The organism is Cupriavidus taiwanensis (genome assembly GCF_900250115.1).
In the GTDB taxonomy this organism is placed as follows: domain Bacteria; phylum Pseudomonadota; class Gammaproteobacteria; order Burkholderiales; family Burkholderiaceae; genus Cupriavidus; species Cupriavidus taiwanensis_B.
Genome location: NZ_LT984803.1, coordinates 1,598,639 through 1,612,639, shown reverse-complemented (window position 1 = coordinate 1,612,639; position 14,001 = coordinate 1,598,639). Strand labels below are relative to the sequence as shown.

Genomic DNA, 14,001 nt, shown 5'->3' with positions numbered 1-14,001 from the left:
GCTGGAAAGAAACATGCCGCGCGCGGCGTTAGCGCGCGGCCGGGCTGGTCGGTGCGGCCATTGCCACCGCTGGCCGCCGCTGCATTTCAGCCCAGCGGCCCTCGTCCATCACCAGGCGGAAGCCGAGGTGCGACATGCTGTTGAAGGGGTCGGTGCCGCGCCGTGCGCTGGGGCGGTAGCTCAGGCAGAAATCCTCGTTGCACAGGAACGAGCCGCCGCGCGTGACGCGCTTGGGCGCGTTGACCGGCACCCCCGGCTCGGACGGGTCCCAGGACGCCAGCGGGCCCAGCGGGTTCCGGATCGGCTGCGCCTTGCCGGCTTCGCGCCGGAACTGGTCGGCCCGGTACCAGTCCGCGACCCACTGCCAGGCGTTGCCGGTCATGTCGGCGAGGCCGTAGCCGTTGGGCGGAAAGGTGCCGACCGGGCTGGTGCCGAGCGCGCCGCCGGCCTTGGGGCTGACCACCGGGAAGGGCTGGTGCTGCTGGCCCTGCCAGACATTGGCCATCTGCCTGCCGTCCGGCGCAAACCGTTCGCCCCAGGCATAGGTCGCCTGCTCCAGCCCGCCGCGCGCGGCGAACTCCCATTCCGCCTCGGTCGGCAGCCGCTTGCCGGCCCACCTGGCATAGGCCTGTGCGTCTTCGTACGAGACCTGCACCACCGGGTGGTTATCCTTGCCTTCGATCGAGCTGCCGGGGCCGGTCGGATGGCGCCAGTCGGCGCCGGGCACATAGCGCCACCAGCGCGAATAGTCTTGCAGCGGCACGGGGCGCGGCGTGCCGACGAAGACCATGCCGCCCGCGACCATGGCGCTGTCGGGCGGGCGCGGCGTGCCGGGCGGCAGCTGCACGCGCAGCGTTTCCCAGTCGGGCGCGCGCTCGGCGGTGGTGACATAGCCGGTGGCTTCGACGAACCTGCGGAATTCCGCGTTGGTGACGTGGTGCTGGTCCATCCAGAACGCATGCACGCGCACCTTGTGTGCCGGCTTTTCATTGGGCTGTGCCAGCTTGCTGTCGCTGCCCATCAGGAACTCGCCGCCGGGCACGCGCACCATGCCGGCCGGACCGTTCTTGCCATCGCCGACGACAATCGCTGGCGCGGCCGCGGTCCGCTCCTGCAGATACCAGTAGCTGCCGCCCAGGCCGGCCGCGAGCCCGACCCCGAGCAGGCCCGCCAGCAGCCACGCCCGCCCGCCGCCGCGCCGTTCGGCCGCGAGGGCTGCCGGGCCCGCACCGGGATTGCCGCTGTCACGTGGTCCGCTCCGTGGTCCGTCCATGCCATTGCCTCTGTGTACAAAACATCACCCGATTCGACGAAAACAATGATCTCAGATGGGTTCGGCGATCAGAAGTGAGCTTTTTATGATTTCCGGCAGCAGTGAATTAAGTTTTTTTCTCATTCCGCTGTCGCCTCAGCGCCACGCGCTGCCGACCTGGATATAAAAGGCGTTCTGGCCCTTGCTGTGCGCCACATCCAGGCCGATCGACACGCCCAGCTTGCGCGCGATCATGTAGCGAAAGCCCGCGCCGACGCTGTAGATGGTCGACGCATCGGAAAAATCGTGCCAGCGCCCATAGGCCTTGCCGACGCCGGTGAAGCCCAGCAGCGACCAGCGCGGGGTCACGTCCCAGCGCAGTTCCATTTCCGCCGCGAGCGCATTGCGGTCCTGGTAGCGCCCCTTCTGCACGCCGCGCAGGTCGACGTACGGCTGCGCATAGAACGGCACGTCGCCACTGGAAAAACGCGTATCGGCACGCAGGCCGAGGATCACGGTGCGCGTCAGCGGCAGCCAGGTAAAGCCGCGCGCGTTATACATGTCGAACGACTGGGTACTGCCGAAGCCGCCGCGGGCAAACTGCGCCTCGAGTTCGGCGTAGCTGCCGCGGCTGGGATAGAAGATGTTGTCGCGCGAGTCGTAGTCGATCACCAGGCCGGCCTTGCCGATGCGCTGGCTCCGGTCGAAGCCGCCCAGCTCGCCGGCATCGCCAAACTTGAAGGCCGCGGTCGAATCGAAATACACATAGCGCGGGCCCACGTACCAGCGGGTGTCGGCGACGCGCACCAGCAGTTGCTGCACCAGCAACACCCCGCGCAGCCCATAGGCACGCGGCTGGTCGCGCAAGCCGTAGTAGTCGAGGTTGGCATCGACCTTGGCCAGCGCGCCGAGATAGCGGTAGCGGTCGCCGTCCCAGGTGTGGAAATGCGCGACGCCGGCGGCCCAGGTGCCATTCTCGGTATAGGCGCCGCCGACACCGGTGATGTTGGGCGGCGCCGGGCCCTTGCCGCTGGCCCTGGCGCTGGCGGCGGCATCGGCCATCGATTGCGAGAAGAACAGCAGCCCGAGGCCCACGCCGTAGCCGACCGCGGGCTCGGTGATGATGGTGGGCACGGGCAGTGCGCCGCGGTGGTTGAGCAGGAAGTCGCTCATGTCGAACTCGCCGTCTTCCGGGTCGAAGAACGACAGCGACTTCGTTTCGGCAGCGCCCTCGGCCTGCGCCCATGCGCCACCGCACCAGCACACAGCCAGTGCGCTCGCCAGCGCGGCAATGCCTCTTGTCATGGCGGAACGGTTCATCGGCATGCATCATCGCCGAGCGGCTTTGGCCTTGGGAAGTCAATATTTGCGATGCCGTGATGAAAGTTTCTTCGTGTTGCGGCGCCAGCAGTGACGCGGGGGTTTGCTGCTAGTATGCAATGTCGAAAACCGGCGGCAGCGCCTCGCTTCACCGAACGTCTCATCGCAGCGGGCCCGGCCCGGTCTGTCCTTCATGTCGATGCCCATGCCAAAGACCCTCGCACAACGGCTTGCCTTGACTGCACCGCTGGTGCTGGCCTGCGCCGGCGCCCACGCCACCGAAGGCGCCCTCGGGCGTCCCGTCACCGGCACCAGCGTTCTGCCCAATGCCGGGGTCGTGTCGCCGGAGCCTGCGCTGATCGTCAACGTCGGCGAAATCTACCTCGACGGCTCAATCGGCGGCAGCCGCACCGTGCCGGTCGCGGGCAAGGCCTCGGCGGGTATCGACGGCAAGCTCGCGTTCACCCTGGCCACCGTGATGACAGTGTGGGACACCGACACCGGCGCCTGGAACTTTGCCTCCAGTTTCACGCTGCCCTATGTATGGACCAAGGTCACGGCCAATCTTGCCGTGGGCGGCAGCGGCAGCAGCACCCAGGACACCGCCTCGAACCTGTTCGACATCACCTTCGCGCCGATCATCGCCGGCTACCATTTTTCCAAGACGGAACACGTGGCGCTGAGCCTGAACGTGTGGGCGCCGACCGGCAAGTACGACCCCAACGCCCTGGCCAATCCCAGCCTCAACAACTGGACCTTCATTCCGCAGGTGGCCTACACCAGACTGTTCCCAGAACACGGGCTCGAGTTCGATGCCGTCGCCGGCATCCAGTTCTACACCCGCAACCAAGCCACCGATTACCAGAACGCGCCGCTGTTCACGCTCGACACCATGCTGCTCAAGCGCTTTGCCAACGGCGCCGGCGTGGGCCTGATCGCCGGCACCACGCAGCAGCTGGGCGACGACAGCGGCCCGCTGGCGGACCGCCTGAACGGCTTCCGCGGCCACGACTGGGCGGTGGGCCCGATCGTCACCTACGACACCAAGGTCGGCGCCAAAAGCCTGCTGTCGCTGGGCCTGCGCTGGGTGCCGTCGGTGGCGAGCAAGAACCGGCTGAAGAGCACCAACACCTTCATGGGCACGGCGACGCTGGTGTTCTGAAGGCATCACGCGTCAACTTGAGATACCCACGAGCCAGCGTCCGCGTTGATCAAGCGCAAGCTCCAATTCCTTTACTGCCCGCAAACTGGCGCCCATGACGACGTTGCCCTCTTCTTCCCCCGCTTCCTCCGCCGCCCCCGATTCCGCCGACGCCAGCCAGCCCCTCTCCGCCGCTCCTGCCGTGCCGCCACGGCGCCGGGCGCCGGTGCCGCGCGGCCGCTTCGCCTTTGTCACCGGCATCCTGAGCTGGACCCTGCTGATCGCCAGCACGCTGTTCTGGTGCGCGCTGCTGTTTCCGCTGGCGCTGCTGAAGCTGGCGCTGCCGTTCGCCGCGGCCGGGCGCCGCATCGACCCGCTGCTCAATGGCATCGCCACCGCCTGGATCTCCGGCAACACCGGCTGGTTCGCGTGGATCCAGCGCGAGCCCTGGGACATTCGCGGCAACCAGGGCCTGCGCTATGCCGACTGGTACCTGGTCAACTGCAACCACCAGTCGTGGGCCGACATCTTCGTGCTGCAACGGGCGCTGAACCGCCGCATCCCGCTGCTGAAGTTCTTCCTCAAGCAGCAGCTGATCTATGTGCCGGTGATCGGCCTGGCCTGGTGGGCGCTGGATTTCCCGTTCATGAAGCGCCACGGCAAGGCCGAGCTGCGCCGCAACCCGGCCTTGCGGCGCCAGGACCAGGAGACCGCCCGGCGCGCCTGCGCGAAGTTTTCGCTGGTGCCGACCAGCGTGATGGTGTTTGCCGAAGGCACGCGCTTTACCGCGGCCAAGCACGCCGCGCAGGATTCGCCCTACCGCCACCTGCTCAAGCCCAAGGCCGGTGGCCTGGCGGTGGCGCTGAACGCGATGGGCAACAAGTTCCGCTCGCTGATCGATGTCACCATCGTCTATCCGGAAGGCGCGCCGGGCTTCTGGGACCTGGCCTGCGGGCGCGCGGGCCCGGTGCTGGTGCGCATGCGCCAGCTGCCGGTGCCGCCGTCCTTCTGCGACGCCGACTACGGCAGCGACAAGGCCTTCCGCACCGAATTCCACCACTGGCTGGCACGCCAGTGGGAGGCCAAGGACGCGGAGATCGAGGCGCTGACGCCGCCGCGCCACGGCTGAGCCGGGCTAGCCGGGCAGCCGCTCGATCGCGCGCTTGCCCTGCGCCACCGCGGCCGTCAGCGAAGGGCTGCCGGCGTTGTCGCTGTTGGCTATGCTGATGTTGCCGACGCCGGCCAGCCCGGGCCACGCTGCCTCGGGCGCGACGTTCTCGCCGGCCAGGCTGTCGGGCATGTAGCTGTAGCCGTGCGCCCAGCGGTTGACGGTGATGGCGCGGATCACATCCTTCGAGGCAAAGCCCTGGTGTCCCAGCATGCGGTCGAGCTGCGTGCGGATGTCGCGCTCCATCGCATCGAACGGCGTGCCCAGCAGCAAGGCGCGGCCGGCGCGGAAGCGGTCGCGCGCGGGCATGCCGCTGTCGGGCACGGTCGGCACGTAGAGCATGTGCAGCACCGCCGGGTCGGAGGGTTCCCGGCCCGCGGGCGGCTCCAGCCAGAGATCGGTGTAGGGCATGGCGGGCGCATGGATGCGGCGCGTGCGCAGCGCGGCAAACGCCTGCCAGTGGTCCAGCGCCACCTTGGTATAGACCAGCGGCGCCTTGGCCTCGTTGTGCAGCATGGCCTTCTGCTGCGCCGGCAGCGACGGCAGCAGGTAGGGGATCATCATGTTGTAGCCGGCCAGCACCACGTGGCGCGCCTCGACCCGATGCAGGTCGCCGCTGAAGCCATAGGTGACGCGCGTGATCGGGCCGTCGGGCTCGACCGCGATCGCGGTGCTGTTCAGGCGCAGGCGCACCGGCTGCCCTTCGCGATCCAGCCGGCTGTAGTCGAACGCTGCCGATGCCACCTGCGCCGGCGCGGCCACGCGCGCCACTCCCGGGATCAGGCTCTGCACCAGCAGCCGCGCCAGCGAGGCATTGCCATCGGCAAACCACAGCCGCGAAGCGGGCGACTTGCCCAATCGCGCATGGTCCGCCGGCGCCGGCATGTTGGCGCCTGCAGGCAGGCCGATGGCGATGGCGTCGGCCACCGAGATGCCGTCGGCATCGAGCGCGTAGGCATCGACGCTGCGGCTGCGCAGGAAGCGCTGCCCGGCCAGGCCGATGCCGGCGTGGTCGCGCAGGAAGGCGGCGTAGCGCATGGTACGCAGCGCCGCGCTGCGTTCGGCGCCCGACAGCGCCGGCAGATAATCGGTGGTGCCGGCGGCCAGCCGCGCCAGCGCGGCGCGGTCCGCCGCGGGCAATGGCGCGCGCTCCAGGAAGCGCGACAGCGCCGCCGCGCCCGGACCGCCCACGCGCTGGCTGCTGCGGGCATCGATCGCTTCGCCGAAGGGGTCGCCCGCCACCCACTGGTCGCGCCCGAAGTGCTCGGCATCGAAGAACACCGCGCGGCCCATGCCGAGTGCGGCATACGGGTCCGCGGCCACGGCCGCGGGCGGCTGCGCGGCATCGAGCCCGAGCCCGGCCAGCAGCTCGCGCACCGCGGCGTCGCCGGCGGCGCTTGCCGGCATCTCGGCGCTGCCGCCATAGGTCACCAGCCGCTTGCCGCGCACCGTGAACTCGTTGCGCTTGGCGTGGCCGCCGAAATCGTCGTGGTTGTCGAGGATCATGATGCGGCGGTTGGCGCCGAAGCGGCGGCGGTAGAACCACGCCGCCGCCAGGCCGCTGAGGCCGCCGCCTACCACCACCAGGTCGAACGCTTCGCGCGCCAGCACCGCGGGGTACTTCGCGCCTTCGCGCGCCAGGCTGTGGGCCAGCGTGTAGGTGCCCGGATGGTTGCCGCGCAGCCCGGTCAGCGCCGGCGGGTACGCAGCGGACGGCGCGCCCGCGCGCGGCTGCGCGTGCAGCACCTGCGCCGGCGCCAGTCCCGCGGCAATCGCCAGCGCGGTGCCATTGAGGAAGTCTCTTCGGGTGATCGTCATCGGCGGCTCATGGTTGGGCGTCGGCCTGGCGCTGCGCGGCCAGCGCCCGGCGCCGCGCGGCCACGTCGGCCTCCGTCACCGGCGCGGCGCGGTTGCCCCAGCTGCCGCGGATAAAGCTCAGCACGTTGGCCAGCTCCTGGTCGTCCAGGGTCCAGCCATAGCCGGGCATGTGGTAGTCCGAGGGCGCGGTGGCGACCCGAGCGGTCACGGCGCCGTCGAGCAGCAGGTTGACCAGCGAGGCCGGATCCGGATCGGCCACCGTGGGGTTGCCGGCCAGCGGCGGGAAGACGCGGGCGAAGCCCTTGCCATCGGCACCATGGCAAGGCATGCAGAACACCGCGTACTGGCGCGCGCCCGGCAGGTCGAAGCGGCCCTGGCGCAGCTGCTGCGCGGTGGCGGGATCGTGCCGGAACGGCTTGTCTTCGCCGCGCGCGCCGGGCAGCGACTTGAGGTAGGCCGCGACCGCGTCGAGGTCGGCCGGGCTCATGTACTGGGTGGCGGTGGACACCACCGTCGACATCGGGCCGAACGAGGTGGCGTGCGCATTGCGCCCGGTGCGCAGGAACTCGGCGATGTCCGCGCGCGACCAGGCACCCAGCCCGGTGACCTGGTCGCCGGTCAGGTTGGTGGCGGACCATCCCTCCACGCTGGCCCCGGACAGGAAATGGCGGCTGCGCTGGTCCAGGCCCTTCTCGGCGAACAGCGTGCCGCGCGGGGTATGGCAGGCGCCGCAGTGCGCCACCGCCTGCACCAGGTAGGCACCGCGGTTCCAGGCGGCATCGCGCGCCGGGTCGGTGCGGACCGGGTCGTCATCGAGGAACAGCACATTCCACACCGCCAGCAGGCTGCGCATGCCGAACGGCCAGCGCATCTGCGGCGCGGGGTTGCGCTGCGCCACCGGCGCCACCTCGGCGCGCAGGTAGGCGTACAGTGCCGCCACGTCGTCGCCTTGCATGCGCGCATACGACGGGTACGGCATGGCCGGATACAGGCGCTTGCCGTCGCGCGCCACGCCGTGGCGCACGGCACGGTCGAACTCGGCCAGGGTGTAGGCGCCGATGCCGCTGCCGGCATCAGGCGTGATATTGGTCGAATAGAGCGTGCCGACCGCGGTGCGGATCGGCAGCCCGCCGGCAAAGGGCTTGCCGCCGGCGCTGGTATGGCAGGCGGCGCAGTTGGCGATGCGGGCCAGGTAGCGGCCGCGCTCGAACTGCTGCGCGTCGCCGGCGGCGGCCTGCGCCAGGCCCGCGGTCAGCAGTAGCGCCAGCGCCATGCCGGCCAGCCGGCGCAACGCGCGGGACACAGCGAGGCCGGGCCCGTGAAAAGGAAAGCGCATGGGTGCAGTCAGGTCATGCCGCCGACACGGCCCAGTTGGCCGCCAGCACCAGGCAGGCCACCAGTGCGGCGGCGACGGCCACGCCGGTCGCGATCAGCGGCACCGGGCGCAGGTGGTCCAGGTCGCGCTGGTGCTCGCTGCCCTGGCGCAGGCCAAAGAAGCCCCACAGCACGGTCCGCAACAGCCTCAACGGGGTCATGGCATCTCCTGGCGCAACGGCAACGGGTATCGGGTCGAGAGGCCGATTATGGTCCGGCGCCGCCTGCCATACCAGCATCAGATAACTGGAAAAATTACGTATCAGTTGGTTGCGCCCGGGTGATAATCCCCTGACCGCCGCCGCCCTGCCCCCACCATGAAACGGTACGAAGCCCTGGCCGAAACCCTGGCCGCCGATATCCGCAACGGCAGCCTGCCCCCCGGCACGCGCCTGCCGTCGATCCGCAAGACCGTGGCCCAGTACGGCGTCAGCCCGTCGACCGCGTTCCAGGCCTATTACCGGCTGGAAGAGCGCGGGCTGGTGCGGGCGCGCGAGCGCTCCGGCTACTACGTGGCGGGGCCGGCGCGGCGCGAGCTGCCGCAGCCGCAGGCGCGCCCGTCGCGGCAGGTGTCGACGCAGGTGGACATCTCCAAGCTGGTGTTCGCCGTGCTCGAAGGCGCGCGCGACCGCGAGCTGGTGCAGTTCGGCTCGGCCTTCCCTTCGCCCGAGCTGTTCCCGTGGGAGCGGCTGGGCAAGTCGCTGGCGCGCGCCGGCCGCGCGCTCGACCCGTGGTACTCGGTCAATGACCTGCCGCCCGGCAATGCCGCGCTGCGCCGCCAGATCGCGCTGCGCTACCTGGGTGCGGGCGTGCCGCAGCCGGCCGAAGACCTGGTCGTTACCAACGGCGCGCTCGAGGCGCTGAACCTGTGCCTGATGGCGGTGACGCAGCCGGGCGACGTGGTCGCGATCGAATCGCCCGGCTTCTATGCCTCGCTGCAGGCGCTGGAGCGGCTGCGGCTCAAGGCCGTCGAGATCCCGGTCGATCCCGCCGAAGGCATCGACCTGGGCGCGCTCGACACGGCGCTGTCGCGTCACCCGGTCAGGGCATGCTGGTTCATGACGCAGTTCCAGAATCCGCTCGGCGCCAGCATGTCGGAGGACAAGAAGAAGGCGCTGGTGGCCTTGCTGGCGCGCCACCAGGTGCCGCTGATCGAGGACGACGTCTATGGCGAGCTCTACTTCGGCAACCGCTGCCCGCTGCCGGCCAAGGCCTTCGATACGCACGGCCTGGTGATGCATTGCAGCTCGTTCTCCAAGACCCTGGCGCCGGGGTTCCGCATCGGCTGGGTCGCGCCGGGCCGCTTTGGCGAGGCGATCCAGCGGCTCAAGCTGATGACCACGCTGTCGGCCGGCGTGCCCGCGCAGGTAGCGCTGGCCGAATACCTCCAGCATGGCGGCTACGACAAGCACCTGCGCAAGCTGCGCCACGTGCTGGAGATGCAGCAGGGCCGCATGATAGACGCGATCGGCCAGCACTTCCCGGAAGAGGTGCGGGTGTCGCGGCCCGAGGGCGGTTACTTCCTGTGGGTCGAGTTTGCCGCCGGCTTCGACGCACTGGCCTTGCACCATGCCGCGCTGGCCGCCGGCATCGGCATCGCGCCGGGCCCGATCTTCTCGGCCAGGCAAGGCTACCGCAACTGCATCCGGCTCAACTACGGCCACCTGTGGAACGGCGAGGCCGAGGCCGCGGTGGCCACGCTGGGGCGCCTGATCGCGCAGCAGTCCGGCTAGCGCGCGTCGCGCCGGCGGCGCAGCGCCCACTCCAGCGCCTCGAAGCCGGCCTGCACCGCCAGCGCCAGCACCGCCGCCGGGATCGCGCCGGCGAGCAGCAGCGTGGTGTCGTTCAGCGCCAGCCCGGTGGCGATGCGCTCGCCGAAACCGCCCGCGCCGACGAACGCCGCGATGGTGGCCGTGCCGACGCTGATGATGGCCGCGGTCTTGACGCCGGCCAGCAGCACCGGCAAGGCCAGCGGCAGCTCCACGTAGCGCAGCACCTGGGCGCCGCGCAGCCCCAGCGCGCGCGCCGCGTCGCGCATGCCCTGCGGCACCTGCTCCAGCCCGGTGGCGGTATTGCGCACGATCGGCAGCAGCGCATAGAGAAACAGCGCCACCATCGCCGGCCACACGCCGATGCGGCCCAGCAGCGGGATCAGCATCGCCAGCAGTGCCAGCGACGGCACCGTCTGCAGCACGCTGACCGCGCCCAGCACCGCGTGGCCGGTGCGGCGCCGCCGCGCCGCCAGCATCCCCAGCGGCACGCCCACCAGGGTCGCGGCACCGACCGCGCCCGCCACCAGCCCGACATGGCGCCGCGCCAGGCGCACGGTGTCGGGGCCGAAGAGCGCCGCCAGCAGCCGGCCGCGCCCTGCGTCGGCGGCATGCGTTGCCGGCGCCCCGGCGCCGTCCAGGAAGGCGCGCGCGATCGCGGCGAACGGCTGGCCATCGAGCTCCGCCGCCGCGTTCATGGCGATCATGTCGTCGGCGCTGACGCGTCCGGTCAGCCGTTGCAGTGCCTGCCAGGCCTGCGGGAAGCGCTGCGGCAGGTCGAGCCGGTACACCACCACGGCGTCGTAGCGCGGGAAGTAATGCCGGTCGTCAGCCAGCACGCGCAGCCGGTACTTGCGGATCTTGGCGTCGGTGGAATAGATGTCGATGGCGTCGACCTGCCCTGCCGCCAGGGCCTCGTAGGCGACGCCGTGGTCGAGCCCGAGCGGGCGTTGCGGCAGGCCATAGCGGCGGGCCAGCCCGGGCCAGCCGTCGGCGCGGCCCAGGAACTCGTGCGACAGCCCGAGCCTTAGCCCTGGCTGCGCGGCGAGGTCGCTCAACTGCGCCAACGCACCCGCGCGGGCCTCGGACACGGCCAGCGCATAGGTGTTCTCGAATCCCAGCGGAATCGCCGCGCCCAGTCCCATCGGCGCCAGCGCCCGCCGGATCTGGTCGAGCCCGGCGCCGGGCGGCAGCTTGAGGATTTCGGCGGCAAGCGTGCCGGTGTAGTCGGGGTAGAGATCGATGCTGCCGGCCTGCAGCGCCGCGAACACGATCGCGGTGTTGCCCAGCCCGGGCTGGTGTTGCGCCGTGCCGGGCGGCCCCGCGGCCTGGCTCAGCAGTTCGCCGAGGATGTACGACTCGGTAAAGCGCTTGGAACCGACGCGCAGCGGTTCGGCCGCGCCGGCCGGAAGGCTCGCCGCGAGTGCCGCAGCCAGCACCCAGGCCACGGCGATCCCCAGCCGCTGCCACGACCTCCCGCTTGCCTGATTTCCACGAATCCCGGCCAACACGTCCATCCCGATGTGGCGCCGGTGTGCGCCCGGCATCGCTACATCATAGCTGCCGCATGAACTTATCCCGAAATAGTATTTGCATTTCGCATGCTGAAAGCCCCAGAATCCAGTTTCGATATACAACGCCATACCCGGCGCGACTCATGGAAATCCGGCAGCTGGAAGCCTTCGCCGCAGTCGTCACCACCGGTAGCGTCACCGCCGCCGGGCGGCTGCTCGGCCGCTCGCAGCCGGCGATCACGCGACTGATCCAGGAACTGGAAGCGGAACTCGGCTTCGCGCTCTTCACCCGCAGCGGCCCGCGCGTGAGCCCGACCGAACAGGGCTTCCTGCTCTACGACGAAGTCGAGCAGACGCTGGCGGGCATGCAGCGGATCCGCGCCCGCGCCGCCGCGCTGGCGCGTGGCGATGGCAGGCCCCTGCGCATTGCCGCCACCCCGGCGCTGGCCGCGGGCCTGCTGCCGCCGGCGCTGGTGCTGGCGTTCGCGCGCGGGCTGTGCGCGCCGGAGCGCGTGGCGGTGCAGAGCCAGTCGCCGGAGCAGGTGGTGCACGCGGTGCTGACCGGCGCCGCCGACATCGGCCTGAACAGCCTGCCGCTGGAGCACCGCGGCGTGACCGTGCACTGGATCGGCCAGTCCGCCTGCGTGGCCGCGCTGCGCGCCGACGATCCGCTCGCGGCGCAGCCCGCGCTCACCTTGCAGGACTGCCGCGGCCGCCGCCTAATCACCATGCACAACCCCTACCGGCTGCGCCGCCGCGTCGACCGCGCGCTGGCCGGCGCCGGCGTGCCGGCGGCCGGCGTGATCGACACCAACACCTCGATCAGTGCCCTGACGCTGGTGCGCGCGGGGCTGGGCATCGCCCTGCTGGAGCCGGTGACCGCGCGCGGGCTGCCGCTGACCGATATCGCGGTGCGGCCCGTCGATGCCGATATTCCTTTCTTTTTCGGGGCGATCACGCCGCAGGCACGCCCTGCCAGCGCCGCGGTACAGGGGCTGGTGCAGGCGGTGGCCGACGCGGCCGCCGCGCTGCTGCCCGACCTGGTGCGGCGCGAGCCGGCCGAGCACGGCGCGCTGCTGCAATCGCTCTATGGCGACGCGGGCGGCCCGGATGATGCCGGCGATGCCACGGACCACCCAACCCAAGATTCCGGACTGACAAGCCATGACTGACCCCACCGTTGCGACCGCGGGCCTGGCCGCCCTCGAAGCCCGGCTGCGCCAGGACCTGTCCTGGCTGGAGCTGCCCGCCAAGGCCTGGACCATGCCGCGCAGCGTCGACGGCCAGCAGGTGCTCGACGTCGCCGTGATCGGCGGCGGCATGGCCGGCCTGGCGGCCAGCGCCACGCTGACCCACCTGGGCGTGCGCGTGCGCGCCTTCGACCGTGCCCCGGCGGGCTATGAAGGCCCGTGGGCGACCACCGCGCGCATGGAGACGCTGCGCTCGCCCAAGCAGCTGACCGGACCCGCGCTGGGCCTGCCGGCCCTGACCTTCCGCGCCTGGTTCGAAGCCCAGTTCGGCGAGGCCGCCTGGCAGGCGCTGGACAAGATCCCGCGCCTGCAGTGGATGGACTACCTGCGCTGGTACCGCCAGGTGCTGGCGCTGGATATCCGCAACCAGCACCAGGTCGAGCGCATCGTGCCGCGCGCCGACGGGCTGGTGGCGCTGTCGATGCGGACCCCCGCCGGCCCGGACACGGTACTGGCGCGCCGCGTGGTGCTGGCCACCGGCCGCGACGGCCTCGGCGGCGCCTACGTGCCGCCGCTGGCGGCCGCGCTGCCGCGCCACCTGTGGGCCCATTCGTCGGACCAGATGGATTACGCCGCGCTGCGCGGCAAGCGCGTGGGCGTGGTCGGCGCCGGCGCCTCGGCCATGGACAGCGCCGCGACCGCGCTGGAGGCCGGTGCCGCCAGCGTCGAGATGCTGATCCGCCGCACCGACATTCCGCGCGTCAACAAGAGCAAGGGCGCCGGGAACCCGGGCCTGACCTTCGGCCACTACGGCCTGCCGGACGCGTGGAAATGGCGCCTGCGCCATTACATCAACAGCCAGCAGGTGCCGCCGCCGCGCGGCAGCACCCTGCGCGTGTCACGCCATGCCAACGCCCACTTCAACCTGGGCGCGGCGCTGGAAGCGATCGAGGCGCAGGGCGACGTGCTGCGCGTGCGCACCCCGCAGGGCGAGTTCGAGCTGGACTTCCTGATCTTCTCCACGGGCTTCCGCATCGCGCTGGAAACACGGCCGGAGTTCGCCGCCTTCGCCCCGCATATCCGCTTCTGGCGCGACCGCCATGCGCCGCCCGCTGGCCAGGAAGACCGGGAGCTGTCCGATTCGCCCGATCTCGGCGAAGCCTTCGAATTCCAGGAAAAGACGCCCGGCGCCTGCCCCGGCCTGACGCGCATCCACTGCTTCTGCTATCCGGCAGCGCTGTCGCACGGCACCGTGTCCGGCGACATCCCGGCGATCAGCGATGGCGCGCGCCGGCTCGGCCAGGGCATTGCCGCGCGGCTGTACCAGGAAGACATCGAACTGCACTACGCCGCGCTGCAGGCCTATGCCGAGCCCGAAGTCTTCGGCGACGAATGGGCGCCGGCGCCGCCGCCGGCGCTGCGCACCGCCAAGGCCTGAAGCCACCCCGATCCAAC

Annotated in this window: 11 protein-coding genes; 5 read left to right on the top strand and 6 right to left on the bottom strand. The window is 70.9% G+C overall.

All coding sequences use genetic code 11. From position 1 onward, the window contains the following. Window positions 1–28: 28 nt before the first annotated feature. Both CBM2586_RS07740 and CBM2586_RS07735 read right to left on the bottom strand, forming a co-directional pair. A complete protein-coding gene (locus CBM2586_RS07740) occupies window positions 29–1,273 on the bottom strand; it encodes a formylglycine-generating enzyme family protein (RefSeq protein ID WP_240987902.1) in 1,245 nt (414 codons plus the stop codon). Window positions 1,274–1,408: 135 nt separating this feature from the next. Beyond that, on the bottom strand, window positions 1,409–2,557 hold the full coding sequence (locus CBM2586_RS07735; protein ID WP_115663753.1) for a BamA/TamA family outer membrane protein: 1,149 nt from the start codon (window positions 2,555–2,557) through the stop codon (window positions 1,409–1,411). 220 nt (window positions 2,558–2,777) lie between these two features. Here CBM2586_RS07735 and CBM2586_RS07730 point away from each other — a divergent pair, with 220 nt between their 5' ends. Then, entirely contained in the window at window positions 2,778–3,734 is a 957-nt protein-coding gene (locus tag CBM2586_RS07730) for a SphA family protein (protein ID WP_115688684.1), read from the top strand. Between the two features lie 205 nt (window positions 3,735–3,939). Then, a complete protein-coding gene (locus CBM2586_RS07725; protein ID WP_115662146.1) occupies window positions 3,940–4,842 on the top strand; it encodes an acyltransferase in 903 nt (300 codons plus the stop codon). A gap of 6 nt (window positions 4,843–4,848) precedes the next feature. Here CBM2586_RS07725 and CBM2586_RS07720 read toward each other — a convergent pair whose 3' ends face one another. The 3 genes from CBM2586_RS07720 to CBM2586_RS07710 are packed head-to-tail and all read right to left on the bottom strand — an operon-like array spanning window position 4,849 to window position 8,234. Then, on the bottom strand, window positions 4,849–6,699 hold the full coding sequence (locus tag CBM2586_RS07720) for an NAD(P)/FAD-dependent oxidoreductase (protein WP_115687166.1): 1,851 nt from the start codon (window positions 6,697–6,699) through the stop codon (window positions 4,849–4,851). A gap of 7 nt (window positions 6,700–6,706) precedes the next feature. Next, window positions 6,707–8,035, bottom strand: coding sequence for a cytochrome c (locus CBM2586_RS07715; RefSeq protein ID WP_115687165.1), 1,329 nt, complete (start codon window positions 8,033–8,035; stop codon window positions 6,707–6,709). A 13-nt stretch (window positions 8,036–8,048) separates the two neighbouring features. Continuing rightward, entirely contained in the window at window positions 8,049–8,234 is a 186-nt protein-coding gene (locus tag CBM2586_RS07710; protein WP_115662149.1) for a DUF2970 domain-containing protein, read from the bottom strand. Between the two features lie 156 nt (window positions 8,235–8,390). Here CBM2586_RS07710 and CBM2586_RS07705 point away from each other — a divergent pair, with 156 nt between their 5' ends. Then, window positions 8,391–9,806, top strand: coding sequence for a PLP-dependent aminotransferase family protein (locus tag CBM2586_RS07705; RefSeq protein ID WP_115662150.1), 1,416 nt, complete (start codon window positions 8,391–8,393; stop codon window positions 9,804–9,806). On the opposite strand, the gene CBM2586_RS07700 is transcribed toward CBM2586_RS07705, so the two are convergent. After that, window positions 9,803–11,281, bottom strand: a complete 1,479-nt coding sequence (locus CBM2586_RS07700; protein WP_115688682.1) for a glycine betaine ABC transporter substrate-binding protein — start codon at window positions 11,279–11,281, stop codon at window positions 9,803–9,805. The two genes, CBM2586_RS07705 and CBM2586_RS07700, sit on opposite strands and share 4 nt — an antisense overlap. Window positions 11,282–11,499: 218 nt before the next feature. Between CBM2586_RS07700 and CBM2586_RS07695 the strand changes: the two genes are divergently transcribed. Together CBM2586_RS07695 and CBM2586_RS07690 are read left to right on the top strand one after the other, a co-directional pair. Then, window positions 11,500–12,528, top strand: a complete 1,029-nt coding sequence (locus CBM2586_RS07695) for a LysR family transcriptional regulator (protein WP_115687164.1) — start codon at window positions 11,500–11,502, stop codon at window positions 12,526–12,528. Beyond that, the gene (locus CBM2586_RS07690) at window positions 12,521–13,984 is read left to right on the top strand and encodes an FAD-dependent oxidoreductase (protein ID WP_115687163.1); all 1,464 of its coding nucleotides are present in this window, start codon (window positions 12,521–12,523) and stop codon (window positions 13,982–13,984) included. Before CBM2586_RS07695 ends, CBM2586_RS07690 begins: the two co-directional genes overlap by 8 nt. The last annotated feature ends 17 nt before the right edge of the window (window positions 13,985–14,001 follow it).